Annotated in this window: 20 protein-coding genes; 10 read left to right on the top strand and 10 right to left on the bottom strand. The window is 68.5% G+C overall.

Translation table 11 applies throughout. From position 1 onward, the window contains the following. Nucleotides 1-18: 18 nt before the first annotated feature. Nucleotides 19-1,209: an AI-2E family transporter gene (locus BLU20_RS01975; RefSeq protein WP_083371393.1), complete on the bottom strand. Its 1,191-nt coding sequence runs from the start codon at nt 1,207-1,209 to the stop codon at nt 19-21. 148 nt (nt 1,210-1,357) lie between these two features. Between BLU20_RS01975 and BLU20_RS01980 the strand changes: the two genes are divergently transcribed. Next, a complete protein-coding gene (locus BLU20_RS01980) occupies nt 1,358-1,729 on the top strand; it encodes an ArsR/SmtB family transcription factor (protein ID WP_083371394.1) in 372 nt (123 codons plus the stop codon). Further along, nucleotides 1,726-3,675, top strand: a complete 1,950-nt coding sequence (locus BLU20_RS01985; protein ID WP_083371395.1) for a heavy metal translocating P-type ATPase — start codon at nt 1,726-1,728, stop codon at nt 3,673-3,675. The genes BLU20_RS01980 and BLU20_RS01985 overlap by 4 nt, the downstream gene beginning before the upstream one ends. Before the next feature lie 504 nt (nt 3,676-4,179). Here BLU20_RS01985 and BLU20_RS14100 read toward each other — a convergent pair. After that, nucleotides 4,180-4,797, bottom strand: coding sequence for an SHOCT domain-containing protein (locus tag BLU20_RS14100; protein WP_083371396.1), 618 nt, complete (start codon nt 4,795-4,797; stop codon nt 4,180-4,182). A gap of 691 nt (nt 4,798-5,488) precedes the next feature. On the opposite strand from BLU20_RS14100, the gene BLU20_RS01995 reads away from it, so the two are divergent. The 3 genes from BLU20_RS01995 to BLU20_RS02005 all read left to right on the top strand — a co-directional run bounded on the left by BLU20_RS01995 (nt 5,489) and on the right by BLU20_RS02005 (nt 8,144). Next, the gene (locus BLU20_RS01995; protein ID WP_083371397.1) at nt 5,489-6,025 is read left to right on the top strand and encodes a hypothetical protein; all 537 of its coding nucleotides are present in this window, start codon (nt 5,489-5,491) and stop codon (nt 6,023-6,025) included. Between the two features lie 188 nt (nt 6,026-6,213). Further along, on the top strand, nt 6,214-7,239 hold the full coding sequence (locus BLU20_RS02000) for a hypothetical protein (RefSeq protein ID WP_083371398.1): 1,026 nt from the start codon (nt 6,214-6,216) through the stop codon (nt 7,237-7,239). 92 nt (nt 7,240-7,331) lie between these two features. Beyond that, nucleotides 7,332-8,144: a GIY-YIG nuclease family protein gene (locus tag BLU20_RS02005; protein WP_083371399.1), complete on the top strand. Its 813-nt coding sequence runs from the start codon at nt 7,332-7,334 to the stop codon at nt 8,142-8,144. A 150-nt stretch (nt 8,145-8,294) separates the two neighbouring features. Here BLU20_RS02005 and dnaB read toward each other — a convergent pair whose 3' ends face one another. Further along, nucleotides 8,295-12,149: a replicative DNA helicase gene (gene dnaB / locus BLU20_RS02010; protein ID WP_331713066.1), complete on the bottom strand. Its 3,855-nt coding sequence runs from the start codon at nt 12,147-12,149 to the stop codon at nt 8,295-8,297. 171 nt (nt 12,150-12,320) lie between these two features. Here dnaB and BLU20_RS02015 point away from each other — a divergent pair, with 171 nt between their 5' ends. Further along, nucleotides 12,321-13,634, top strand: a complete 1,314-nt coding sequence (locus BLU20_RS02015; protein ID WP_083371401.1) for an MATE family efflux transporter — start codon at nt 12,321-12,323, stop codon at nt 13,632-13,634. A gap of 141 nt (nt 13,635-13,775) precedes the next feature. Here the strand turns inward: BLU20_RS02015 and rplI are convergent, their stop codons facing one another. The 5 genes from rplI to BLU20_RS02040 form a co-directional block, all read right to left on the bottom strand. Continuing rightward, on the bottom strand, nt 13,776-14,225 hold the full coding sequence (rplI, locus tag BLU20_RS02020) for a 50S ribosomal protein L9 (protein ID WP_083371402.1): 450 nt from the start codon (nt 14,223-14,225) through the stop codon (nt 13,776-13,778). A 22-nt stretch (nt 14,226-14,247) separates the two neighbouring features. Further along, nucleotides 14,248-14,484 carry a 30S ribosomal protein S18 gene (gene rpsR, locus BLU20_RS02025; protein ID WP_029253838.1) on the bottom strand — a complete coding sequence of 79 codons (237 nt, stop codon included), beginning with the start codon at nt 14,482-14,484 and terminating at the stop codon, nt 14,248-14,250. 90 nt (nt 14,485-14,574) lie between these two features. Then, complete coding sequence (locus BLU20_RS02030) at nt 14,575-15,126, bottom strand: single-stranded DNA-binding protein (protein ID WP_029253839.1); 552 nt, start codon at nt 15,124-15,126, stop codon at nt 14,575-14,577. A gap of 134 nt (nt 15,127-15,260) precedes the next feature. Next, nucleotides 15,261-15,551: a 30S ribosomal protein S6 gene (rpsF, locus tag BLU20_RS02035; RefSeq protein WP_029253840.1), complete on the bottom strand. Its 291-nt coding sequence runs from the start codon at nt 15,549-15,551 to the stop codon at nt 15,261-15,263. Between the two features lie 136 nt (nt 15,552-15,687). Further along, the gene (locus BLU20_RS02040; RefSeq protein WP_083371403.1) at nt 15,688-18,090 is read right to left on the bottom strand and encodes a transglycosylase domain-containing protein; all 2,403 of its coding nucleotides are present in this window, start codon (nt 18,088-18,090) and stop codon (nt 15,688-15,690) included. A 346-nt stretch (nt 18,091-18,436) separates the two neighbouring features. Between BLU20_RS02040 and BLU20_RS02045 the strand changes: the two genes are divergently transcribed. From BLU20_RS02045 to BLU20_RS02060, 4 genes are all read left to right on the top strand, one after another. After that, nucleotides 18,437-19,012, top strand: a complete 576-nt coding sequence (locus BLU20_RS02045; RefSeq protein ID WP_083372873.1) for a PadR family transcriptional regulator — start codon at nt 18,437-18,439, stop codon at nt 19,010-19,012. Beyond that, on the top strand, nt 19,009-20,100 hold the full coding sequence (locus tag BLU20_RS02050) for an inositol-3-phosphate synthase (protein ID WP_029253843.1): 1,092 nt from the start codon (nt 19,009-19,011) through the stop codon (nt 20,098-20,100). Before BLU20_RS02045 ends, BLU20_RS02050 begins: the two co-directional genes overlap by 4 nt. Before the next feature lie 45 nt (nt 20,101-20,145). Next, entirely contained in the window at nt 20,146-21,474 is a 1,329-nt protein-coding gene (locus BLU20_RS02055; RefSeq protein WP_083371404.1) for an MFS transporter, read from the top strand. Between the two features lie 136 nt (nt 21,475-21,610). After that, on the top strand, nt 21,611-23,320 hold the full coding sequence (locus BLU20_RS02060; RefSeq protein WP_083371405.1) for a GAF domain-containing SpoIIE family protein phosphatase: 1,710 nt from the start codon (nt 21,611-21,613) through the stop codon (nt 23,318-23,320). Between the two features lie 15 nt (nt 23,321-23,335). Here BLU20_RS02060 and BLU20_RS02065 read toward each other — a convergent pair whose 3' ends face one another. Beyond that, on the bottom strand, nt 23,336-23,605 hold the full coding sequence (locus tag BLU20_RS02065) for a metal-sensitive transcriptional regulator (RefSeq protein ID WP_029253846.1): 270 nt from the start codon (nt 23,603-23,605) through the stop codon (nt 23,336-23,338). After that, nucleotides 23,602-25,326, bottom strand: coding sequence for an FAD-dependent oxidoreductase (locus tag BLU20_RS02070; protein WP_083371406.1), 1,725 nt, complete (start codon nt 25,324-25,326; stop codon nt 23,602-23,604). Before BLU20_RS02070 ends, BLU20_RS02065 begins: the two co-directional genes overlap by 4 nt. Nucleotides 25,327-25,385 lie beyond the last annotated feature (59 nt).

Below are 25,385 nucleotides of genomic sequence, written 5' to 3' on the forward strand. Positions count from 1 at the left end.
ACATAGCAGTCGGCCGGCTCAGACCGTCTCGGCCCTCTTCTGCCGTGCGAACTTCGCCGGAAGGTCGGGGCCGTCCCACACCTGGATGGCCCGCCAGATCGACGCGGCGATCGGGACGGCGAGCACCGCACCGGTGATGCCGACCAGCACGGTGCCGGCCGTCAGCGCGATCAGGATCACCAGGGGGTGCAGGCTCAGGGTCCGCCCCATGACGACCGGCTGCAAGAAGTTGCCCTCGAGCTGGTTCACCCCGACGACGATCGCGACGACGATGAGCGCCTCGACCGGGCCCAGCGCCACCAGTGCGACCAGGGCCGCCAGGATGCCGGCCAACGTGGCTCCGACGAGCGGGATGAAGGCCAGGAGGAAGACCAGGACCGAGAGCGGGATGGCGAGCGGGACGCCGACGATCGCGAGGCCGATCCCGATCCCGACCGCGTCGGCGACGGCGATGATCGCCGTCCCGCGGACGTAGTTCCCGAGGGTCTGGATGGTCGCCGAACCGACGCGCCGGCCGCGGTCGTACGCCTCGCCGCTGAAGGGGCGCAGCAGGAACTCCCAGATGGCCGGGCCGTCCTTGAGGAAGAAGAACAGGACCACGACCATGATGAAGAAGCCCGTGACGAAGTTTGCCGTCTGCGAGACCCCCGCGATCGCGCCCGATCCCACGGCGCTGGACTGCAGCAGTCCGGTCGCGGACTCCCGGACCGAGGAAATCTGCTCGCTGGAGATCTGGAACGGCAGGTCCTGCACGTAGGACTGCAACGAGTCGATGCCGTCGAGCGCCTGGCTCTGCAGCTCGTCCCACTGATTGACGACGGCGAGCACCACGAGCCACATGACGCCGACGAGAATCGCGACGAGAGCGAGGAGAGCGATCCACGTCGCCAGGATCGAGGCCACACCCCGACGTCGTAGCCACGACACGAGCGGGGAGATCGCCGCCGCGAAGACCAGTGCGATAAGAACGGGAATGACGACGAGCGTGAGTCGCGCACCGATGAAGATCAGGACCGCGGCGACGGCGATGACGGCGAGAACCTGGAGGGAGCGGGTGGCGACCTGGCCGAACCCGGTGGACCACAGCTTCGACGCACCGCGCGGCTCCGGGTCCGCCGGAGCCTTCGTCTCGACGGCGCGCTCCTCGTCCGGACGTCGCTCCGGCCGTCGCTCCGAGCGCCGCGCACGACGCCGACCGACCCCACCCATGACCGTCCTCCCTCGCTGGTCCGCGACCTGCGGCCCGATCAGACCGTAGTGCGGCGGGCCCGGGATCTGACGGCGACGCGCGGGCTGCCACGCCCTGCGCCAGCGGCGGCACTCTTGATCATCGGCTACGAGTGGTTATTATCGATCTATGTCGATCATCTCGCACGAGTGCGCCTCCACCGACGGCATCGAACCGGGTGTGGCGCTGTTCCGGTCCTTGGGCGACCCGGCCCGCCTGGCGATCGTGCGCCGGCTCGCGGCCGGTGAGGCACGGGTCGCAGACCTGACGGCCGACCTCGGACTCGCGCAGTCGACGATCTCCTCGCACGTCGCCTGCCTGAAGGACTGCGGCCTCGTGGACGGACGGATGGACGGGCGGCGCGTCTACTACTCGCTCGCCCGCCCGGAGCTGATGGAGATGCTCGCCGCCGCCGAGGTGCTGCTCGCGGCGACCGGGAACGCCGTCGTGCTCTGCCCCAACTACGGCGCGGACGCTGCGGTCGCGGAGGCCGCACGATGACCGACGCCTGCTGCTCCTCGGACGAGGTGGCCGCCCCCGAGGCCGACGACGAGTCCGGACGCCTGTGGCAGGTGGGCGAGATCCGCGCGGCGGTGGCGGCCGCCGTCGTCCTGCTGGCCGGGTGGCTGCTGTCGTGGACCACCACCGTGCCCGACTGGATCGTCGTCGGGCTCGAGGCGGTGGCACTCGTGATCGCGGCCAGCACGTTCGTCCCCGGGGCGGTGCGCCGCCTGCTCCGGGGCAAGATCGGCGTCGGCACGCTGATGACGATCGCCGCCGTCGGTGCCGTGATCCTGGGGCAGATCGAGGAAGCCGCGATGCTCGCGATCCTCTACTCGATCTCCGAAGGGCTCGAGGAGTACTCGCTGGCGCGGACCCGTCGCGGACTGCGGGCTCTGCTCGACCTCGTGCCCACCGAGGCCACGGTCGTCCGCGGGCGCGAGCACGTGCAGATCGACCCTGCCGTCCTGAGCATCGGCGACGTCATGCTCGTCCGGCCCGGCGAATGCGTCGCGACCGACGCCCAGATCCTGACCGGCACGACCTCCCTCGACGTCTCGGCGCTGACCGGCGAGTCGGTCCCCGTGGAGGCTGGCCCGGGCGAACGCGTGCTGGCCGGTTCGATCAACGGCACCGGAGCCCTCGAGGTCACGGTCACCGCGACGTCCGAGGACAACTCCCTGGCGCGCATCGTGCACATCGTCGAGACCGAGCAGGCCCGCAAGGGTGGGGGGCAACGCCTCGCCGACTCCATCGCCTCCCGGCTCGTGCCCGCGATCCTGGTCGCAGCGGCACTGATCGCGGTGATCGGGTCCCTGGCCGGCGACCCCGCCCTGTGGATCGAGCGCGCCCTCGTGGTCCTCGTCGCCGCCTCCCCGTGCGCGCTGGCGATCTCGGTCCCCGTGACCGTCGTCGCCGCCGTCGGCGCCGCGTCCAAGCGCGGCGTCCTCATCAAGGGTGGTGCCGCGCTCGAACAGCTCGGCACCGTCCGCTCGCTCGCCCTGGACAAGACCGGCACGCTGACGGCGAACAACCCGGCCGTCGTCGAGGTCGTCCCCGCCGCAGGCCAGACGACTGACCGCGTGCTGGCCGTCGCCGCGGGGCTCGAGGCCCGGAGCGAGCACCCGCTCGCCCGAGCAATCCTCGTCGCGACCACCGAGCGACCCGAGACGTCCGACGTCGCAGCGGTCACCGGCGCCGGCATCACCGGCACCCTGGACGGCCGTCAGGTACGGCTCGGACGGCCCGGGTGGATCGACGCCGGACCACTGGCAGCCGACGTCGAACGGATGCAGGAGCGCGGCGCCACCGCGGTACTCGTCGAGGACGCCGGGGTGCTGCTCGGGGCGGTCGCGGTGCGCGACGAGCTGCGCCCCGAGGCCGCCGAGGTCGTGCGCGACCTCACCCGCGACGGCTACACCGTGGCAATGCTGACCGGCGACAACGAGCGCACCGCCCACGCCCTGGCCGCCGAGGCCGGGATCACCGACGTCCACGCCGACCTGCGCCCCGAGGACAAGGCCGACATCGTCCGCGCCCTGGCCGCACGCCGGCCGGTCGCGATGGTCGGCGACGGCGTCAACGACGCCCCCGCCCTCGCCACCGCGAACGTCGGGATCGCGATGGGCGCCATGGGCACCGACGTCGCGATCGAGACCGCCGACGTCGCGCTCATGGGCAACGACCTCCACCACCTCCCCCAGGTGCTGAGCCACGCCCGGCGCGCCCGCGCCATCATGTGGCAGAACGTCGCGTTCTCGCTGCTCCTGATCGGGGTGCTCATCCCCCTGGCACTTTTCGGGGTGCTCGGCCTCGCGGCCGTCGTCCTCGTCCACGAGGTCGCCGAGGTCTTCGTCATCGCCAACGGGGTCCGGGCGGGACGAGGCGCCAACCGGGGCGTTCAGCAGACGGAAGTTGTGGAGGACCGGAACCGCGCACGGGTATGAACCAGAACGAGTCACCTACCAATCGGGCGGCTTGACGATGAAGGTTACGACGGATGGTCGGGATCCGCTCGGGTGTGAACGCAGCCTCAATCAGCCCAACGGGTCTCGCTCAGTCGTGTGAACGTCACACAGAACCACAAAACGAAAGGCGCCGCTTAGGGCGGGCACGGACGCAGAGGTCGGGGATCGATCACCGAGACAACTCCGCGTGGCCAGCCCCTTCAGAATCTCGGCACCGATCACCATCCATGATGCATAGAACCCCGAGCATGCTTAGTGCTGCCAAATACGTTACTACCACGCCTGGACGAACTTTGGAATACACAAACACGGTCACGAAAAATCAAGCGCACCAGGTGAAAAGAACATCGAGCCCACGACGCGAAACGTTCTCGGGGCGGTGCCAATACTGGTCAGATTTTGAATCACACCCAGGAGTGCTGGGTGCCGAATACACCACTTCTTTCAGCACAATCCACATAACGTTGACCTCTAGTAAGGCCTTCAAATACGGCCGAGAAGCTCAGCCTTCTTCGCCGCGAACTCTTCGTCAGATAAAACACCCGCGCTGTGAAGCTCAGCTAGTTTGCGCAGTTCATCGTGCGGATCTGTAGCAGGTACCGAGGCGCTCTCGCCCGCTCCTCCCATCTGCTCAAGAATCGACTCCCTTAGCTCTTCGACGTCGCGAGCGAACCCCTTAAAGGTTATGTCGTTGCCCGAAGCGTGTACGGTCAGCTTTGCAGTTGTTATTCCTTTTTCAAGCTCCACCGACGACACTTTTGAGATATCTATGGTCTCGGTTGCAGAACCCTTCGCAGTAAAACTACCCGCTTTCCTTCCAACCCTCTTCTCAACACGATCGGAATAAACCAGAAGGTATTTATCCCGTCCATCCTCGATATAATACCCGACTAGAATCGCGTCAGAAACCTGGAGGCCCGCCCTTTCGGCCTTCTTCTTATAACCCGACCATACCTTCGTCCGCCGATCCTTTAGTTTCGCGCGAAATTCTTCGTCCCGAGCATCGCGTTCGGCTTTCGCCATCGCGCGCTGGGCATCCTTGGCTTCCCGCGCAGCGGCCTTATCCTCGTCGGTGCGCGTATCCTTTGAGAACAGTCCCATCTAGACAGGATGTGTCATCAGTTCGCGGACCGCATCTCCAACTCTGCGCTCTCGTGCCAGCATGGGGGTGGCCCGACGTCGATCGGCCGGTCGGGTGCATGTGCTCCCAGAGAGTGGCCCGCGCCCCCGGAATGCGAACTGTGCGCGTGGACCAACTACACGCACAAGCGACGTTCGAGATATCGCACGGCCGAAGGTGCAGCCAAGGCGCTGCAAGTTTGCGATTCCGACGAGTAAGATAGTTCGCCCGCGAACCACCGAGCGAAGTTCGCTGGCGTGGAACCCAGAATGGGCTGGTATGCGCACCAGACTCGGCCAATTTCGGACATGCCGCACAGTCCGCCACGAGCGGGCTAGATTGTCGCTTGGTCTAGTACGTAACCTGGCGAACACGTCGTCGGACTATGGGTGTAGCAGAGCACCGACGCGATAAAGCTATGGCCTTGACTGCGATTCAAGTTTCTGGTTGCCCCTACCTGTCGCCACCATCGCCGCGGACCCCCGCCCGTTGGCTACATGTGTCGACGTGCAGCGCCAACTGTGCGAACACGGCTACCTATCTTGCTCGCTCTCGGGCGTGTTGAGTTAGTCGCGCAAAGTAGGTTGCACTGCCGTTTCGTCCAGCGGTGCCTCGCACTACGTGCCGTCCGCCTATGGGTGTCGCCAGGAGCTGGCACGCTAACCTCGAGTTATGGACTTGGCTTCGGTATTGATCTCCGGTGGTGCGCTCCTTGTGGCCATCCTCGCCGCTACCTTCTCGGGCATCTCGCTCTGCTACGGTCGCGGCCAGCGTGACGCCGCGATCCGTCAGGCGACGGCCGCCGAGGCCCAAACCGTGTACATGGGACGTCAGCTCGAGGTGATGGAGTCCGAGCTCGAATTCACCCACGAAGTTCCCGCGAGTTCGGCGCCCGCATTCATCGAGTTGGCCACTTCAGGGTCGGCACGCACGAGGGTTCCGCCGTGGTCGCTGGCGCACTACCGCGGCGATACCTTCACCCTGACGAACGGCTCGGACGAGACCGTCTACGCCGTCCAGATCGAAATGCCGGAACACACGATCCACCGCGGGCCCTACAGGTGGGAGTCCATCGACCCTCACGCCGGCGAGACATTCCTGCTGGCCTTCTCGATGGCTTCCTCATCACGGAAAGTCACCATCACCTGGCGCTGGGCTCCCGACGGCGACGTCCAGTCGTGGAGCTCGACGGTCCCGCCGAAGCGTTAGGTGACGAACGCGAAGCACTCGGTTTGCACCACACACCGGGCGCAGATCGTCAACTACTGTCGACGTGCAGCGCAGATTGCGCGGACACACCGCTGCACCTTGCTAGCTCCCGGGCGCGTCGCGGTGGCCGCACAAAGGAGGTTGGACCGTCCCTCGATACAGATGCACGCCTGCGAGACAATGAGCCTGTGAGCGGCCTCGACTTCTTCGAAACGGCGATCGCCGCCTCATCGACGGTCCCGACCAAGGTGTCGTCGCGTACGTTGCGGGCTGCGATCGAACAGACACTCATCGACGCCTACACGCGGCGAGACCTCGAGACGGTTCTCGGCGAGGAGCTGCAACTGCCGTGGACAGCTTCGGACTATCAGCCGAGCGACAGGCACTACACCAAGCGCGCCCTCGTCCAGGCCTACACCGAAGGCTGGGAGCTCCCCCGGCTCGTAGCTCTCGCGCGCCGCATCGTCGCGGAACTCGACCTGAGCGACGCCACCGTCGCCGCCCTGACCGCTCTGCTCTCCGTGTACGACCGCGGAGGAGGTGTCGGGGCACCGGCGAAGGACCTGATCTTCGCTGCGAACGGACCCAAGCCCGAGCTCGTGTTGCGCGATGCCGTGAACAACGACATCGAGATCGTCCGCAACGGCGAGTACTGCCTCGTCTACGATCTGCCGATCCCTGCCGATGGCCTGACATTCAGCAACCTGATCGAGTGGTGGCGAGAGCGCCAGGGCGTCGCCAGTAGCGTTTCGGCCCGCGACGTCGGCATAGACCTACATGGTCGCCTACGGGCGTCGCTGGGAGACAACCCGGCCGAGCGACGCGTCTTCGACGCCTACGCGACGCGCTACAAGGACGAGCAGTTCGACGTCCCAGCACTGATCCCCCAGGTCTACCTGCACTTCGACCCCGCGACCCAGCTCGCCCGGCGCACCGCCGGCCAGAGCGGCAGCCCACTGGCACGGCAACGGATGGACTTCCTCATCTTGTTCTCCAGCAGGCACCGCGTCGTCCTCGAAGTCGACGGGAAGCAGCACTACGCACGAGGTGAGATCGCAAGCCCCACGCTGTACAGCGAGATGGTCGCCGAGGACCGACGGCTCAAGCTCGCCGGATACGAGGTCTACCGGTTCGGTGGGGCCGAACTCATGAATGACGGCGCCGAGGCGATGCTTGCCGACTTCTTCGACCGTCTCGCCGAGCGGATGCGCTGAGCCCACGCCAAACAGCGTGCCGGGGCACAGGCAGCTCCGGTGAGAAGATGTATTGACGGGGACGGACCACCAGACATGGAGACGAGGCCTCGATGACGCTGACGCTCGAACCCATCCTGCGAAGCGCCGGCATCGCCCCGGCCGATGCCCAGGTGATACGCCACGCCTACGTCAAGGAGCACGAGGACGATGGGAGCGCCGGCATCCATGCGGACTCGACGGACGACGAGATCCTGGCGTACACGGCCAGCCAGTCCTCGAACCCGCGCCAATTCCCGGACAACCCGCCTCGTTTCTGGGTCGTCTTCGTCCCCGAAGGCGGCGCCCGAGCTCGCCTGTGGTCAGTAGTCGAGCACCGCGGCGAGACCGCGAACGACGGCCTGCGACGGACATTCGACCTGGTCCAGTCCGACCACATGCAGGACCTCAGGGAACGCCTCGTCATCGGCTGGCGATCTCCGCGAACCTGGCGGCTCAACGGGCCGACAGCTGCCGGCTACCCCGTCGTGGAGATCGCCGACTCCCAGCCTGTCCCATTCCCCGGCTTCGACCGGCTGATCCTCGACCACGCACAGCTCCAGGCTGTGATAAGCGAGCACCGCTATGCCGCGTGGCGCACCGCGCTGTCATCCGTAGTGGGGATATACCTGATCACCGACACGCGCGATGGCCGTCAGTACGTTGGCAAGGCTGACGGCGCCGAGAGCATTCGCCAGCGCTGGGGCGCCTATGCCTCGAACGGTCACGGCGGCAACGTTGAGTTGCGCGGCCTCGGCCCAACGACATTCCGGTTCTCGATCCTGCGAGTGTTCGACCCAGCGACACCGACACCCGTGGTCGACCAGACAGAGAGCCACTTCAAGCACGCCCTGGACACACGGAAGCACGGCCTCAACCGGAACTGATCGCCGGAACGACAGCGCAACGGACCGGAAGGCCGCCCGGACCTGGACGGCAGCACAGTCAAGGTGGTGCCTGGATCGGGCCAGCGATCATCCACTTTAAGTAGGCGGAGGATCGATCAATCTAGGTTGCACGCCGACACTACGGCTCGGCTACGCTTGCATATCCACAAATCGCGAGTAGTGCCCTTGGAACGCGACCGTAATCGTGTCCGTCGGTCCGTTTCGGTGCTTCGCCACGATCAGGTCGGCCTCGCCCGCTCGGGGAGACTCCTTCTCGTACGCATCCTCGCGGTGGAGCAGGATCACCATGTCGGCGTCCTGCTCGATGCTGTTGTGAACGGCGATTCCATTGGCGATGAAGTTGTGCGAGTCGAGCACCGTCGCGTCGAACACCGCCTGCTCGCCGAGTGGCTCGACAGCGACGATCTCCTCCCACGCAAGGTCGTTGACAGCCTCGATCTCCAGATCCGCGCGTTCCAGGACGCCCGCGACGGCACCCAACGTCGTTCGGGACTCACCACGAGGAACTACCTGGACCCCTGCACGGGTCGTTGGCTCGTCAGCCTCGAGGATGTGGCGAACCTCGTCCCACACGGTGAGAGGCCCGCTGTTGAGATCGCCGGCTGCTTCTCGAACGCGGAGGAGCAGCTCGTCGGCAGACCGCTCGTCACGCTCGATGCCAATCTCCTGCAAGAAGCGGCGCAGGTCGTCGGTTCCGCGGATCTCCAACGCAGAACCCCGAGCGACGTCGCGCGACTGCGCTGAGATTCCAAACCGGAGAAGAAGTCGTGCGATTCCGTCGAGAGAACGAACCGTGCCGACGATCTGCACGACGCCAGTCCCAGACTCGTGGAGCACGACACGCCCGCAGAGGCTGGCGATCCGGTGAAGGAACAAGGCAATCTGGCGCTTCGGAAGCTGGAACACTGCTGCCGGCACTCCGACCTCACGGTCGAGCCAGACGTCGTCTCCTAGCGTCTCGGGCGTCGTGGATCCCTTCATCGGTCCAGAGACGAGGTTGGCCAGCGCAGCGACCTTTCGGTCGTCCCATTCCGCTTCCTGCTCTGGTGCAGGTACGTGCCGAGGCACGCCAAGCCGTGAACCGACTTCAAGCTCTCCGAGCGGCCTCCATCCGTCATAGGTGAGGAACGGGTGGTTCGCCGTCGCGGAGATCTCCTTCCCGGACGAGAGTCGAAGACGATAGACCTGCTTCACCCCCGTCGGGAAGACGTGCGTCAGATGGCGCCGCACGTACTGGAGCCGTTCGTTCAGGGCCCAGACCGGGACATCCTTCGCCCCCAGCGCGAAGAGTTCGCCCATCGTCGTCTCGGCACCCGTGTCGGCGCGCAGGACCCGCGTGTCCTCGGTCAGGCAGCCCGACTCGCGAAGGTCCGACATCGCCGGCTTCTTGTCGGTGCGCTGCTCGGCGCCACGGTTCAGCTGCGAGATCGCGATCAACGGCACCTCGAGCTCCTTCGCGAGGAGCTTGAGTGCACGCGAGAACTCCGAGACCTCCTGCTGACGCGACTCAACGCGCTTGCCGGACGTCATCAGCTGCAGGTAGTCGATGACCACGAGCCGCAGGTCGTGCTTCTGCTTGAGTCGCCGGCACTTGGCCCGGATCTCCATCAGCGACATGTTCGGGGAGTCATCGATGAACAGCGGCGCCTCGGTGATCTTGCCCATGGTGGACGCGAGCTTCTGCCAGTCGTCCTCCCCCATCGAGCCGTTGCGCATCTTCTGCAGGTGGATGCGCGCCTCGGCGGAGAGCAGACGCATGGTGATCTCGTTGCGGCTCATCTCGAGCGAGAACACGACGGACGTCATGTCGTGCTTGATCGACGCGCTGCGTGCGATGTCGATCCCGAGCGTCGAGTTGTGCGTCGGGATCATCGACCGGCTCGCGAGGTACAGGTGCTCAGGGTGGGCGATCTCGACGCACCGCACGGGGACGGACGGCACTTCGCGCACGTCAACAACGAACCGGGACGTGAGGCGCGGCGTCGACGGACGGCGACGCTCCTTGTGAAGGAGCCTCTTCCTCTCGAGTGCGAACACATCATCGTCCGTCGTAAACGTGATCGTGTAGGCGGTCGATGTACCTACCGTGCGTCCGCGTACGGCGCGCTCAGACCAGCCGCTGCGATAGCCGAGACTATGGACAAGTTCGCGGACGTCGAGCGCAAGTCTGCGACTCGTGACGCAGAACTGCGGGCTCCCCGTGGGATTGACGGTGCCGTCCGTGTCGAGCAGCCCGGCGAGCAACTCGCGGCGCTGGGACTCGCTCGCGCGGAGGTACTGCTCGGGAATGTGCTTGTTCGACATCACGTCGAGCGATCGCAGAATCGCCTGGACGGTTCCGTGCGCGTTGTGGCAGCTCTGACAGCGACGGAGTCCCGTGCTCTCCCGTCCGCAATCGGGGCAAGTCGGTTCGGGGACTGGGCTGGAGACGGCCTTCGCACGCCCACCGCACGAACGGCCGCAGGTCCTCACCTGTGACGTGCGCGGCAGGAACACCGCCCCGCAGACCACACACGGACGCTCCTCGATCGCCGGAGCAGGGGGAAGTCTGAGCGAGTACAGCTGCGCAGCGCCGTCCGAATTCCCCTGCTGCGTTGCAACAAGCCCGAGGCCCTCTATTCGCATCGGGATCTCCGGATCGGCCGACGTGAATCGGGCACCCGCAGCGTGGCCGTCCCCGAGCCATACACCCAACGCGTACGGGTGCAGGGGAAGTTCCGCCTCGGCCAGCTCAAGCGCTGCGGACGTGCGGATCGCGTGGTTTGCACGCCTGTCCGCAGTGTCGCAACGCACCGTGGCTGCGATCTCGTCGGTCGTGCGAATACCGCCACGGCTCCCTCGGTGCCTGCGCTCCGCACGGGTTGTGGTCGCCCACTCGTGGAGCGCGTCCGCGACGATCGTCGTCCCGTCGTCGAACACCACCTCGTAGCAGGGGCGGTCCTCGAGGACCTCCGTCGCGCGGATGACCTGCGTCGGCGTTCCGTCTGCGGCGATCAACTCGTCGCCGACCTGCACCTCACCCATCGTGGTCCAGCCCGACGGTGTGGGCAGCGGGGTGTCGAGCGCGAGCGCCTTGCCGATGGCCGGCCTCGCGGCCAGGACGATCATCTGCCCGGGGTGCAGCCCGTTGGTGAGGCGGTCGAGGTCCGCGAACCCGGTCGGCACGCCGACCATGCCCTCGCCACGGTGGCCCGCTGCCTCGATCTCGTCGACGGTGCCGCCGATGATGTCGCCGAGCGGCACGTAGTCCTCGGCGGCACGGCGCTCGGTGACGGAGTAGACCTCGGCCTGGGCGTTGTTGACGATGGTGTCGACGTCGCCGCCGTCGGCCGCGTAGCCGAGCTGGACGATGCGCGTCCCGGCCTCGACGAGACGGCGCAGCACGGCGCGCTCGCGCACGATCCGGGCGTAGTACCCGGCGTTCGCGGCGGTCGGCACCATCGAGATGAGGTCGTGGATGTAGGGCGCTCCACCGATGCGGCCGAGCTCGCCGCGCTTCTGCAGCTCGGCGACGACGGTGATCGCGTCGGCCGGCTCACCACGCCCGTAGAGGTCGACGACGGCGTCGTAGACGGCCTCGTGCGCCGGGCGGTAGAAGTCCGTGCCGCGGACCTGCTCGATGACGTCGGCGATCGCGTCCTTCGAGATCAGCATGCCGCCGAGTACGCTCTGCTCGGCCGCGACGTCCTGGGGCGGGGTGCGGTCGAAGGCTGCGCCCCCGGAGGGTCCCTCGCCACCGAAGCCCGCCTCGAGCTCTTCGATCGACATGTGCCCTCCATACGCTTCGTCGGTGTCCGCCGCTCCCCCGGACGGTCGGGCCCTCGAGAGCAGTTCTACTCCCAGCGACCGACATTCGGAGCGGCCCACGTTCCGGGCCGCAGAGACACGACCACGCGACGATAGGACTCCCCCCACCCCGGGGCAACACGATCGGGGCACAGCCTGTGGACAGTGCTGTGGACGGCCTGTGGACGACGCCCACATCCCTGTGCACACCCCGTGGACAAGGGTGTGGATAACTCACGTCACACCTGTGCGACGACCCCGAGGAGCCGCATAAACACTAGCCTCTAGCGTGTGGACGAAAACTCATCCGGCGACACGCCGACGACACGCCGAGGCGATCCGTCGTCCACGCCGCCCAGCGGGCGACAGATGGACCGGGAGATCCTCGGGCTCGCCGTCCCCGCCCTGGGTGCCCTCGTCGCCGAGCCGATCTTCGTGCTCGTCGACAGCGCCGTCGTCGGGCATCTCGGCACCGCCCAGCTCGCCGGACTCTCCCTCGCCAGCACGCTGCTCCTGACCGTCGTCGGGCTCTGCGTCTTCCTCGCCTACGCCACCACCGCCGCCGTCGCGCGGCGCATCGGGGCCGGGCACGAGCGCGAGGCCCTGCAGTCGGGCATCGACGGTATGTGGCTCGCCCTCGGGCTCGGCGTCGTCCTCTCGGCGGCGCTGCTCGCGATGGCCCCGTGGGCCATCGACGTGATGGGCGGGTCCGGCGACGTCGCGGGCTACGCCGTCGTCTACCTGCGGATCTCCTCGCTCGGGCTTCCGGGAATGCTGCTCGTGCTCGCCGCGACGGGCGTCCTGCGCGGCATGAAGGACACGCGCACCCCGCTCTACGTCGCGGCGGGCGGGGCCGTGTTCAACACGATCCTCAACATCGTCCTGGTGTACGGGTTCGGGCTCGGGATCGCAGGCTCCGCCATCGGGACCGCCGTCGCCCAGTGGTCGATGGCGGTGATCCTCGTGGCGGTCGTCGTCCGCGGCGCCCGCGCTGCCGGAGCCTCGATGCGACCGGCGGCCGGCGGGATCTGGCAGAACGCCGTCGCCGGGACGCCCCTGCTGATCCGGACGCTGTCCCTGCGCCTCGCGATCCTGCTGACCGTCTTCGTCGCCACCGGCCTCGGTGCCGTCACCCTGGCCGGCTACCAGGTGGTGAACTCCGTCTGGGGCCTCGCGGCCTTCGCCCTCGACGCGCTCGCGATCGCCGCGCAGGCCCTCATCGGGCAGAGCCTCGGTGCCGGCGACGTCGGTGCCACCCGCGCCGTCCTGCGTCGCACCCTGCAGTGGGGAGTCCTCGGGGGCGCGGCGATCGGCCTCGTCATGGCACTCGGCGGCTGGTGGTTCGCGCTGCTGTTCACCAGTGACCCCGAGGTGCGCGTCGCCGTCGCGCTCGGCATGGCTGTGGCAGGCGTGCTGATGCCGATGGCCGGGTGGGTGTTCGTGCTCGACGGCGTGCTGATCGGTGCCGGCGACGGCCGCTACCTCGCCTGGGCGGGGATGGTGACGCTGGTGGTCTACGCACCGTTCGCGCTGGTGGTCGAGCGCTGGGCCCCGGACGGACCCGTGGGCCTGGCGTGGCTGTGGCTCGCCTTCGCGGGGGTGTTCATGGCGGCCCGCGCCGTCACGACCGGCCTTCGCGCCCGGGGCGGCCGCTGGATGGTGACGGGGGCGTCGCAGGCATAGCGCCGCCGCGGGGACGACGGGGCCCGTCGTGACGGGGCCCGCCGCCGCGGAGCCCGCCGCGACGGTCACTGACGTGTCAGGGCACGCAGAAGCCCGGCCCCCGCACGGGGACCGGGCTTCTGAGCGTCAGCTGCAGACGGGTCAGGCCGAGACGACCTTGACGTCCACGTTCGCCGACACCTCGGGGTGCAGGCGGATCGCGACGGTGTACGCGCCGACCGACTTGATCGGCTGACCGATCTCGATCTTGCGCTTGTCGACCTTGGGGCCCTCGCCGGCGGCGATGGCGTCGGCGATGTCGGCCGTGGTCACGGCACCGAAGAGACGACCGGACTCGCCGGCCTTCGCTTCGATCGTGAACGGCTTGGACTGCAGCGAGTCGCGCGCAGCCTTCGCGTCGTCGAGCGACGCGATCTCGCGGGACTTGCGAGCCTTGCGAATCGCAGAGACCTGCGACTCGGCGCCCTTCGACCACGGGGTCGCGAGCTTGCGGGGGACGAGGAAGTTACGGGCGTACCCGTCCTTGACCTCGACCACGTCGCCGGGCTCACCGAGTCCGGTGACCTCGTGCGTGAGGATCAGCTTGGCCATGAGAGTTCCTTCCTGATCCTGATCAGCGAGCGGACGACGAGTACGGCAGCAGGGCCATCTCGCGTGCGTTCTTGACGGCCTTGGCGATCTGACGCTGCTCCTGCACGGATACGCCGGTGACGCGACGTGCACGGATCTTTCCGCGGTCAGAGATGAACTTCCGCAGAAGAGCGGTGTCCTTGTAGTCGACGGTCTCGATCTTGGCCGTCTTGAGCGGGTTAGCCTTCTTCTTCGGCTTACGCACCACAGGCTTTGCCATGGCGTAGCTCCTTCGTCTTCATGTCCGGGGATCCGGTGCGGGCAGTGCCGGCACCGTCACCCGGAAGGGTGTTCTGGGGTGAGGCGTCGATCAGAACGGGGGCTCGTCCGAGAACCCGCCGCCGGAGGCCGACGCGGGTCCCGCGGTTGCCCACGGGTCGTCGTTCTGACCGCCACCGGAGTTGCTGAATCCTCCACCGGAGCTGGCGTTGCCGCCACCACCGAACCCACCGCCGCTGCTGGAGCCGCCGCCACCGAATCCGCCGCCGCCACCACCGCGCGAGGCGCGGGTGACCTTGGCCGTGGCGTAGCGCATGGACGGGCCGACCTCGTCGACCTGCAGCTCCACGACGGTGCGCTTCTCACCCTCACGGGTCTCGTACGAACGCTGGACGAGCCGGCCCTGCGCGATCACGCGCATGCCCTTCGTCAGGGACTCTGCGACGTTCTCCGCAGCCTCACGCCAGAGGGAGCAGCGCATGAACAGCGTGTCGCCGTCCTTCCACTCGTTGCTCTGGCGGTCGAACTGCCGAGGGGTCGACGCGATCGTGAAGTTGGCGACGGCCGCACCCGACGGGGTGAAGCGAAGCTCCGGGTCCGCGGTCAGGTTCCCGACCACCGTGATGACGGTGTCTCCAGCCATGCCAACTCCTCAGTCTCGTGTCCCGGACGAGCGGCGGTGCGCCGTCGTCGGTGCGTTCGTGTCGTTCCGAGTCACTACCCAACCACGGGCGGGTGACACCGTCACGACGAGCGTGGGGGTGTGTGGAAAAAGTTTCAGCGCTTGCCGGTACGCAGGATCTTCGTCCGCACGACGGACTCGTTGAGTCCGAGCTGGCGGTCGAGCTCCTTGGCGGTGTCCGAGGTGGAGGTGAAGTCGACGACGGCGTAGATGCCCTCGGACTTCTTCTCGATCTCGTAGGCGAGGCGACGACGGCCCCAGATGTCGATCTTGTCGATCGAGCCACCCTCGGTCGTGATGACCGAGAGGTACTTGTCGAGCGACGGAGCAACGGTGCGCTCCTCGACACTGGCGTCGAGGATGACCATCATTTCGTACTGGCGCATGCGTGAACCCACCTCCTGTGGACTCTGCGGTCACGGTCTTTCCGTGACAGGAGGGTTGATGCGATGCCGTGCCCGGCTCCCCGAGGTCGGGGGTGAGGACACAGCGACGCACCAGTCTACCGGATCTCCGGGAGGGCTACTGCCCACCACCGTTGCCGTTGTTGTTTCCGGTGCCGCCGCCCTCTGGATCAGGGGTGGTCTCCGTCGGCTGCGGCTCGGTCGGCTCCGTCGGGTCGGGCGGCTCCGTCGGCTCGGCCGGCTCCGTCTCCGTCGGCTCCGGGTCAGGGTCCGGCGCCTGCGGCTCCGGTCCCTTCGACACGGTGATCCCGATGGTGGAGCCGGCGGGGACGTTCCCGGCGCCGGAGACCCGGATGACGACGCCCGGGGGCTGGTCGGAGTACTCCTCCGAGACCTGGGCGTTGAGCCCCAGTGCCCCGAGGGTCGCGACGGCGTTGGCCTGCGACATCCCGACGAGGTTGCCCGGCACCTTGACCGTCTCGGGCTCCTCGGTCTCCGGCTCCTCGGTCTCGGGCTCCTCGGTCTCCGGCTCCTCCGTCGGCGTGTACGTGGGCGTCGGCTCCTCGAACTCGGCGAACTCCTCGACGGGCTCGCCCTCGAGGGCCTGGGTCATGTAGTCGGTCCAGGCGTTGACGGGCCACGAGCCACCGGTCATCTCGGAGTACCCGCCGAACGGCGTGATCGTGTCGTTCCCGCCGTCCTCGCCCGGCTGCCAGATCCCGACGACGGTCGCGAGCTGCGGGGTGAATCCGGCGAACCACGCGGCGACGTTGTCGTTGGCCGTCCCGGTCTTGCCCGCGGCGGGACGATCGAGCGCCTGCGCCGGGTTTCCGGAGCCGCCCGGCTCCTCGATCACCTGGGTCATCGCGTACGTCGCGGCGCCGATGACGTCCGGGTCGACGACCCGCTCGGGCGTGCGCGGCGGGTCGTACTTGCTGTCGCCGTTGGCGAGGGTGACGTTCTTGACGATGTGGGTGTCGTTGTGGAGACCACCTGCCGCGATCGTCGCGTAGGCGGTGCCGAGCTCGTACGGGTGGACCTCGTTCACGCCGAGCACGTTGGACGCGACGGCCTGGATCTCGGAGTCGATCCCGAGCCGATGCGCGACGTCGACGGTCTTGTCCGGCCCGATCTCGACGTTGAGCTGGCCGTACACGGTGTTCACCGACTTGGCGGTCGCCTCGACGAGGTCGATGTTGCCGTACTGCTCGTTGTTGAAGTTGCCCGGGTTCCAGCCCTCGGGGTTGTCGGCGCTCGGCTCGATGATCTGCATCGGGCTGTAGCCGGGGTACCGGTCCGTGAGCTGCTTACCGTTCTCGAGCGCACCGATCAGCGTCAGCGGCTTGAAGGTCGAGCCCGGCTGGGCCGCGCCCTGCGTGACGTTGTTGAACTGGTGCTCGATGAAGTCGGGGCCGCCGTAGAGCGCGACGATGCCACCGTCCTCGGGGTCGATGGAGACGAGGGAGAACTCGACGGCGTCGTCCGCGTCCTCCGGCATGCTCTTCGCGGTCGCGACCGCCGCGTCCTGCGCCGTCTTGTCGATCGTCGTGTGGATCTGGAGCCCGCCGGTCTGGATCTCCTCGTCGGTGAATCGCTCGCTCGCGATCAGCTCCTCCTCGACCATCTTCAGCAGGTAGCCGTCGGTGCCGCCGTACCGGTTCTCGCGCTCCCAGTCGTAGTACTCGGGGAACTCGGCCTCGTCGTACTCCTGCTGGGTGATGTAGCCGTCCTCGAGCATGTTGTCGAGGGTGCGCTGCCAGCGCGCCTGAGACATCTCGAGGTTGGACTCGGGGTCCCAGTTGCGCGGCGAGGGGATCAGGCCCGCGATCATCGCGGACTCGGAGATCGTCAGCTCCGTCGCCGACTTGTGGAAATACGTCTGCGCGGCCGACTCGATGCCGTAGGCGTCACGGCCGAAGTAGATGGTGTTGAGGTAGTTGCCCAGGATGTCGTCCTTCTCCTGGGTGTTCGTGATCTTCAGCGCGAGGATCGCCTCGCGGAACTTCCCGACGTAGTCGGTCGTCGTGCCCATGTAGTAACGCTCGGCGTACTGCTGGGTGAGGGTCGACGCGCCCTGGCGCTCCCCTCCGGTGAGGTTGTTCACCGCCGCGCGCGCGATGCCGCGCAGGTCGATGCCGGAGTTCGTCCAGAAGGTGCGGTCCTCCGAGGCGACGACGGCGTTGCCGACGTAGTCCGGGAGCGAGTCGTACTCGACGATCTCGCGGTTGCCGTCCGAGGCGAAGAGCTTGCCCATCTCGGTCTCGCCGTCGTCGAAGTAGACGGTGCTCGCCTCGAATTTGGTGAGGTCGGAGGCGAGCGGCACCGTGATCGTGTTGTACGCGGCGATCACGACACCGGCGACCAGCGCCATCCCCGCGAGCATGGTGCCGACGAGGACGCGCCAGGACGGCAACCACCGGCGAAAGCTCTTGACGTGCGAGCGCGGGTAGTTGACGAACCTGCGGCGCGGCGCGGCATCGGCGCTGCCGACGGCACCGCCCCGGTCACGGTCTTTCGCCACGGTGATCCTCTTCCTCGCACGTATGGGTCAGGGCGCCGTCGGACGGCAGCCCACCGAAACACTAGACGGTCACACCGTGAGCACGTCCCTCGGTGTCCGGATCTGAGCACATCCCGCAGATGATCCGCAGGCCCCTCGCACCTTCTTCACAACCGCGCACGGCCGCGCTCCCGTTGACCGATCACCGTCGGCAACCTAATCTGACGATGTATCGAGTCGATACATCGATTGTACTGAAGTGCTCTTCGTCAGCTTCCCGGTCGCCCACGCGTCCGCGGACACGGTGCCCCGGGAGGTCAACATCGCGCGCAGCCGCTCGGCCGTGCTCGAGACCGCGATCCTGGGCATGCTGGCTGATTCGCCGCTGCACGGGTACGAGCTGCGCAAGCAGCTCAACCTGCTGCTCGGCTCGTTTCACGCCCTGTCCTACGGGTCGCTGTACCCGGCACTGAAGTCGATGAGCACCCGGGGCCTGATCGTCGGCACCGAGTCGCCCGCGCTCCCCGGCCACGCCCTGGCCGGCCGTCGCGGGCGGATCGTGTACGAACTCACACCCGAGGGCAAGGAACACCTCCAGGCGCTGCTCGCATCGTCGGGCCCGGCCACCTGGGAGGACCAGAACTTCGACGTCCGCTTCGCGTTCTTCGCGCAGACGGACGCCGAGACCCGCCTCCGGATCCTCGAGGGCCGGCGAACCCGGCTCACCGAGCGACTGGAGTCGGTTCGAGAGTCCGCCGCGCGTACGCGTGAACGGCTCGACGAGTACACCGAGGAGCTTCAGCGCCACGGCCTCGAGCAGGTGGAGCAGGAGGTTCGGTGGCTCGACGGTCTGATCACCACCGAGCGTGACCGGCACCAGAACACCCACACCACAGCCGACGACGACTCTCGTCCCGGCACGAACAGCAAGGAGCAAGGATGACCTCCATCCGCGTCGCCATCGTTGGCGTCGGTAACTGCGCTTCGTCCCTCGTCCAGGGCGTGCACTTCTACCGCGACGCTGACCCTGAGGGATCCGTTCCCGGCCTGATGCACGTCCAGTTCGGCGACTATCACGTCTCCGACCTCGACTTCGTGGCCGCCTTCGACGTCGACGCCAAGAAGGTCGGGTTCGACCTCGCCGAGGCGATCGACGCGTCCGAGAACAACACGATCAAGATCGCGGACGTCCCGCCGACCGGTGTGACCGTGCAGCGCGGCCCGACCCTGGACGGCATCGGCAAGTACTACGCCGAGACCATCGAGGAGTCCCCGGCCGAGGCGGTCGACGTCGTCGCGGCGCTCCGCGAGGTCGAGGCCGACGTCCTCGTCTGCTACCTGCCCGTGGGGTCGGAGGAAGCCGCCAAGTTCTATGCGCAGTGCGCCATCGACGCGGGCGTCGCCTTCGTCAACGCCCTGCCGGTCTTCATCGCCTCGGACCCCGAGTGGGCCGAGAAGTTCGAGACCGCGGGTGTCCCGATCGTCGGCGACGACATCAAGTCGCAGGTCGGCGCGACCATCACGCACCGCGTGCTCGCCAAGCTGTTCGAGCAGCGCGGCGTGGTCCTGGACCGCACCTACCAGCTCAACGTCGGCGGCAACATGGACTTCAAGAACATGCTGGAGCGTGAGCGTCTCGAGTCCAAGAAGGTCTCGAAGACGCAGGCCGTCACGTCCAACCTGGATGGCCCGCTGGCCAACAAGAAGTCGGACCGCAACGTCCACATCGGCCCGTCGGACTACGTCGCGTGGCTCGACGACCGCAAGTGGGCCTACGTGCGCCTCGAGGGACGCGCGTTCGGCGAGGTGCCGCTGAACCTCGAGTACAAGCTCGAGGTCTGGGACTCCCCCAACTCGGCCGGCATCATCATCGACGCCGTGCGCGCGGCGAAGATCGCCAAGGACCGCGGCATCGGCGGCCCGATCCTCTCGGCCTCGACGTACTTCATGAAGTCTCCTCCTGTACAGATGGAGGACACGAAGGGCCGGGCGCAGCTCGAGGCCTTCATCGCGGGCGACGCCGAGCGCTGACCCGATCGTGGCGGCCCACCCCGGTGGGCCGCCACGACGGCCGTCATGGGTTCCGTCCTCGCCGACCTGCGCGCGCTCCTCGCGCTCCAGGGATTCCGCCGCCTCTTCACCGTCCGTCTGGTCTCCCAGTCCGGCGACGGCATGTTCCAGGTCGGCCTCGCCACCCTCTTCTTCTTCTCGGCGACCTCGCAGGGCACCGCCGAGGAGGTGGCGATCGCGTTCGCCGTGCTGCTCGCACCGTTCACGATCGTCGGCCCGTTCGCGGGCGTCTTTCTCGACCGCTGGCGACGACGCCAGGTGCTGCTCTGGGGCAACCTCACCCGGGTCGCGCTGACCGCGGTCATCGCCGTCGTCATGCTGACGTCCGGCGTCGGGCCGTGGATCTACGTCCTCGCCCTGCTCACCCTCTCGGTGAACCGGTTCCTCCTCGCGGCCCTGTCGGCCGCCCAGCCGCGGGTGGTGGACGGCCCGCTGCTCCTGACCGCCAACTCGCTCGCCCCGACCCTCGGGGCGGTCGCCGCCGGTGCCGGCGGACTGATCGGGTTCGTGCTCGGCCTCGGGTTCGAGCCCGGCCGGGTCAAGGACTCCGCGGCCCTGGTCTGCGCCGCGGTCGCGTTCGCCGTCGCCGCCGGTCTGGCCACCCGCATGGACAAGGACCTGCTCGGCCCCGACCGGATCGTGCGCGGCGCCGAGCTCCGCGGCGAGTTCGCCCGGACGGCCCAGGGCCTCGCCGACGGCGCGCGCTACCTCTGGGCCCGCCGCACGCCGGGACAGGCGCTCACCGTCATGGCGACGCACCGGTTCGTTTACGGCGTCACCTTCATCGCGAGCATCCTGATCTCGCGCAACGTCCTCGCCGACCCGGCGGACACGCAGGCCGGGCTCGCGGCGTTCGGGTCGGTCCTCGCCGCGTCGGGGCTGGGATTCGCGTTCGCCGTGCTCCTGACGCCGACGCTGAGCCCGCGCACGGGCCCGCACCTGTGGATCGCGATCATGCTGTGCCTGGCGGCAGGCAGCCAGGTGCTGCTGGCCGCCACGCTGACGTGGACGACCATGCTGATCGGCGCCGTCCTGCTCGGGCTGGCGGCCCAGGGAGCCAAGATCGCGGTCGACACGATCGTCCAGCGCGACACGGACGACGCGTTCCGCGGACGGGCCTTCGCGCTCTACGACGTCCTGTACAACGCGGCCTTCGTGGGGGCGGCGGCGCTGGCCGCGCTCGCCCTCCCGGACTCGGGGTACTCCCCCGGCGTGTTCGCGGGGCTCGCCGTCGTCTATGTCGTGGCTGCCGTCGTGTACGGACGGTTCGCCGCGCGGACCCCGGCCGACGTCGGGCCTGTCGACCGAGGCCGACCGGCCCGTCCTCCCGCATAGCCGACTCACAGGATCCACAAAAGTGGTAGCGATCCCACGGTCTGTCGGGTAGACCTCTCCGTCAGGTGTCGCGCACAATCGGAGACTCCAACCGCGATCCTGGGCAGGGAGCGCCAGTGTCGACCGACGAGGCCTGATGACGACGTACCGCCCTCCGGCGCGCGAACTGCCGCACCGCGCGGCGCTCTCGCTGCGCGCGGCGCTCGAGGCACGGGTCGCGCTGTCCCTCACCGAGGTCCGGGACGGGCGGGACACCCTGGTGTGGATCAGCCCCGAGTTCGAGCGGATGAGCGGCTACAACGCCGACGACCTCGTCGGCCAGGACATGAGCGTCCTGCAGTGCGACTCCACCGACCGCGCCGACGTCGACCGGCTGCACGCGGGCCTGCTCAAGGGTGAGACGGTGCGCGCCACGCTGCGCAACCGCCGGTGGGACGGCAGCGAGTTCTGGAACCGCATGGTGATCTCGCCGGTCTACGACGACGAGGGCACCCTCACCCACCACGTCGGGTACCACACCGACGCGACCGCGGACGTCGAGGCGGTCGCCGCGCACGCCGCCCGCATCGGTCGCGCGGACCGCCGCAACGAACGCATGCACCTGCTCGCGGAGATCACGCAAGAGCTCACGACCGTGCTCGACATGGACGAGGGTGCGTCGCGGCTCGCCGACCTGGTCGCCCAGCACTTCGGCGACTGGGTGGTCGTCGTGCTCGCAGACCGGGACAACGGCGTCGGGGCCGCCTACGTCTCCACCCGGCGGCGGTCCGCCGGACAGCTCGCCGCGGCGAGGCCGCTCGCCGAGAGCACCGCCTGGGTGCACGGGTCGCCAGCCCTTCTCAACGCCCTACGCGGCGGCGAGACCCTCGTCGCCCAGCCTTTCGACATCAACTCCGCGCTGATCGACGAGATCCCGGACGCCGGCCACCGCACCGCGATCCGCCGTCTGGGCGCCTCGCGCGCGATCGCGGTCACGCTCCAGGGACGCGAGGGCCCGCTCGGAGCGCTGGGCATCCTCTCCCGCTCGCCGGACGCCATGGACGACGACGACGCGCAGGACCTGGTCCACCTCGGCGCCCGCGCCGGCCTCGCGCTCGAGAACGCACGGCTCTACCAGCGCGAGCACGAGGTCGCCGTGACCCTCCAGCGCAGCCTGCTACCCCGCCTCGTCGACGTCCCCGGACTCGACTGCGCCGCGACGTACGAGCCCGCTTCGGACGGGACGGACGTCGGCGGGGACTGGTACGACGTCGTGCCGCTCCCCCAGGGCGGGGTCTCGGTCTCGGTGGGGGACGTCGTCGGGCACGACATCGCCGCGGCCGCCGCGATGGGACAGCTCCGCTCGTCCCTGCGGGTGGAAGCCTGGGCGGGCCATCATGTCGCCGAGGCCGTGGACTCCGTCGACCACCTGGTCCAGACGCTCGGCATGACGGACCTGGCGACGTGCGTGCTCGCCCAGATCGACGCCCCGGACGAGGCCGGGCTCCGGCGGCTGCACTACGTGCGCGCCGGCCACCTGACACCGTTCCTCATCGACCCCGACGGAACCGTCGTGGCCCTGGACGGCGCGCTGACCACACCGCTCGGCGTCCCGACCCGCGGGGACGTGTCGGAGTCGACGGTCGACTTCGTCCCCGGCGCCGTGCTCGTGCTCTACACCGACGGGCTGGTGGAACGCCGCGACCGACCGTTGCCCGCCGGCATCGCGGAGCTCCGTGCCGCGGCCGAGGCCCTGCCTCCCGGGCTGACCGCCCGCGAGGTCGCCGACCAGCTCGTCCGCGCGACGACGGGTCAGCGCGAGGACGACACGTGCATCCTCGTGGTGCGCAACCTGCCCGCCGGCTAGGACGGACCGGTCGGGCTATGCGAGCGCGAGGAAGAGCTTCTCGAGCTCCTCGCTCGACAGGTCGTCGCTGCTGCGGCCGTCCTCGCTCGTCATGCACTCCTGCAACGACGTCGCGACGATCTTGAATCCCGCACGGTCGAGCGCCTTCGACACCGCCGCCAGCTGCGTGACGACGTCCCGGCAGCCCCGGCCGTCCTCGATCATCCCGATGACACCGGCGAGCTGCCCCTGCGCCCGTCGCAACCGCTTCAGCACGGCGTCGCGTGCCTCCGACTCCTCGTTCATGCCACTCCCTCGTTCGTCAGTCCGGAACTGCGCCGTGCCCGCATGCCGTCCGCCCAGGTGAGATACCCGCCGTCGAGATTCACGACGTCGTACCCCTGCTGGGTCAGGATTCGTGCCGCCGTGTGTCCGCGCAAGCCGACCTGGCAGTGCACGACGACGCGGCGTCCGGCGGGGATCGTGGCGACGCCGTCGCGCAGCTCGTCCACCGGGATGTTGACCGACGGCGCGCCGGTCTCCGGTTCGATCGTTCCACGGGAGAACTCGTCGGCGGACCGGACGTCCACGAGAACCGCACCCGCCTCGATCTCGGCGTCGAGCTCGTGCCACTGGATCGTCCGCGACTCCCCCGCCCGCAGGTTGTCCGCGACGTACCCGACCATGTTGACGGGGTCCTTCGCCGACCCGTAGGCGGGGGCGTAGGCCAGCTCCAGGTCCGCGAGGTCCGAGCCGGTCAGGCCACCCACGATCGCGGTCGCGATCACGTCGATCCGCTTGTCGACGCCCTCCCGCCCGACGGCCTGCGCCCCCAGGATCGCGTCGGTGCCGGGGTCGAGGAGCACCTTGAGCGCGATCGGCTGCGCACCGGGGTAGTACCCGGCGTGGCTGGCGGGGTGGACGTGGATCGCCCGGTACGCGCGCCCCTCGGCCCGCAGGCGCTTCTCGTTGCGGCCCGTCGAGGCGGCGGTGAGCCCGAAGACCCCGACGACGGCCGTCCCGATCGCGCGCCGGGTGCCGGTGCGGCGGCCCGTGATCGCGTCCGCGACGTGGCGGCCGTGCCGGTTCGCGAGGTTGGCGAGCGGGATGAGGGTCGTCGCGTCGCCGTCCTCGGCGAGCGCGTCGCGCTTGACCGCCGCGTCCCCGACGGCCCAGACGTGCGGCACGCTGGTCCGAAGGTCGTCGTCGACGACGATGCCGCCGCGAGGCCCGACCCGGGCCCCGGCCGCCTCGGCCAGGGTCGTGTCCGGCCGCACGCCGATCGCGGCGACCACGAGGTCGGCCCGGACCTCACCCGCGGGAGCACCTGCGGCGTCGTGCAGCGTGACGGTGTCCTCACCGACCGCCCCGACGCTCACGCCGGTCCGGACGTCCACGCCGTGCGCGACGAGCTCGTCCTGGACCCGGACGGCCATCTCGGGGTCGAGCGGGGCGAGGACCTGGTCGGCGAGCTCGACGAGGGTGACGTGCAGCCCGCGGTGGACGAGGTTCTCCGCGACCTCGACCCCGACGAATCCACCACCGACGACGACCGCGTGACCGGCGTCGTCCCCGCGGGCGGCCGCGACGGACCGGGCCGTGTCGATGCGGGCGGCGAGGCGATCGACGTCGGCGACGTCGCGCAGGACGAGCATGCGGTCGGCGCCGGGGACGGGCGGGACGACGGGTCGGGCGCCGGGACTGAGCACCAGCTCGTCGTAGGTCTCGGTGTACGTGCCGTCCGGGCCGTCGACGGTGACCGTGCGGGCGGCGGGGTCGACGTCGGTCACCCGGCTGCCGACGCGGACGTCCAGGCGGAACCGGGCGTGCAGCGAGGCCGGGGTCTGCAGGAGGAGCGCGTCACGGTCCTCGATGACGCCGCCGACGTAGTAGGGCAGGCCGCAGTTGGCGTACGAGACGTGCTCGCCCGCCTCCAGGACGACGATCTGGGCCTTCTCGTCCAGGCGACGCAGACGCGTGGCCGCCGACATGCCGGCGGCGACGCCGCCAATGATCACGATCTTCATGCATTCCTCCTCGGATTCGACCATCACTATACCCCGGGGGGTATAGTGATGGTCCTCGA

Origin of the sequence: Paraoerskovia marina (assembly GCF_900105445.1) — a bacterium.
Classification (GTDB): Bacteria; Actinomycetota; Actinomycetes; order Actinomycetales; family Cellulomonadaceae; genus Paraoerskovia; species Paraoerskovia marina.

Excerpts from the sequence above, each read along its gene's own strand:
- BLU20_RS01975 (WP_083371393.1), bottom strand. The coding sequence starts at position 1,209 with ATGGGTGGGGTCGGTCGGCGTCGTGCGCGGCGCTCGGAGCGACGGCCG.
- BLU20_RS01980 (WP_083371394.1), top strand. The coding sequence starts at position 1,358 with ATGTCGATCATCTCGCACGAGTGCGCCTCCACCGACGGCATCGAACCG.
- BLU20_RS01985 (WP_083371395.1), top strand. The coding sequence starts at position 1,726 with ATGACCGACGCCTGCTGCTCCTCGGACGAGGTGGCCGCCCCCGAGGCC.
- BLU20_RS14100 (WP_083371396.1), bottom strand. The coding sequence starts at position 4,797 with ATGGGACTGTTCTCAAAGGATACGCGCACCGACGAGGATAAGGCCGCT.
- BLU20_RS01995 (WP_083371397.1), top strand. The coding sequence starts at position 5,489 with ATGGACTTGGCTTCGGTATTGATCTCCGGTGGTGCGCTCCTTGTGGCC.
- BLU20_RS02005 (WP_083371399.1), top strand. The coding sequence starts at position 7,332 with ATGACGCTGACGCTCGAACCCATCCTGCGAAGCGCCGGCATCGCCCCG.
- dnaB (WP_331713066.1), bottom strand. The coding sequence starts at position 12,149 with ATGTGGGCGTCGTCCACAGGCCGTCCACAGCACTGTCCACAGGCTGTG.
- BLU20_RS02015 (WP_083371401.1), top strand. The coding sequence starts at position 12,321 with ATGGACCGGGAGATCCTCGGGCTCGCCGTCCCCGCCCTGGGTGCCCTC.
- rplI (WP_083371402.1), bottom strand. The coding sequence starts at position 14,225 with ATGGCCAAGCTGATCCTCACGCACGAGGTCACCGGACTCGGTGAGCCC.
- rpsR (WP_029253838.1), bottom strand. The coding sequence starts at position 14,484 with ATGGCAAAGCCTGTGGTGCGTAAGCCGAAGAAGAAGGCTAACCCGCTC.
- BLU20_RS02030 (WP_029253839.1), bottom strand. The coding sequence starts at position 15,126 with ATGGCTGGAGACACCGTCATCACGGTGGTCGGGAACCTGACCGCGGAC.
- rpsF (WP_029253840.1), bottom strand. The coding sequence starts at position 15,551 with ATGCGCCAGTACGAAATGATGGTCATCCTCGACGCCAGTGTCGAGGAG.
- BLU20_RS02045 (WP_083372873.1), top strand. The coding sequence starts at position 18,437 with ATGCTGGCTGATTCGCCGCTGCACGGGTACGAGCTGCGCAAGCAGCTC.
- BLU20_RS02050 (WP_029253843.1), top strand. The coding sequence starts at position 19,009 with ATGACCTCCATCCGCGTCGCCATCGTTGGCGTCGGTAACTGCGCTTCG.
- BLU20_RS02055 (WP_083371404.1), top strand. The coding sequence starts at position 20,146 with ATGGGTTCCGTCCTCGCCGACCTGCGCGCGCTCCTCGCGCTCCAGGGA.
- BLU20_RS02060 (WP_083371405.1), top strand. The coding sequence starts at position 21,611 with ATGACGACGTACCGCCCTCCGGCGCGCGAACTGCCGCACCGCGCGGCG.
- BLU20_RS02065 (WP_029253846.1), bottom strand. The coding sequence starts at position 23,605 with ATGAACGAGGAGTCGGAGGCACGCGACGCCGTGCTGAAGCGGTTGCGA.
- BLU20_RS02070 (WP_083371406.1), bottom strand. The coding sequence starts at position 25,326 with ATGAAGATCGTGATCATTGGCGGCGTCGCCGCCGGCATGTCGGCGGCC.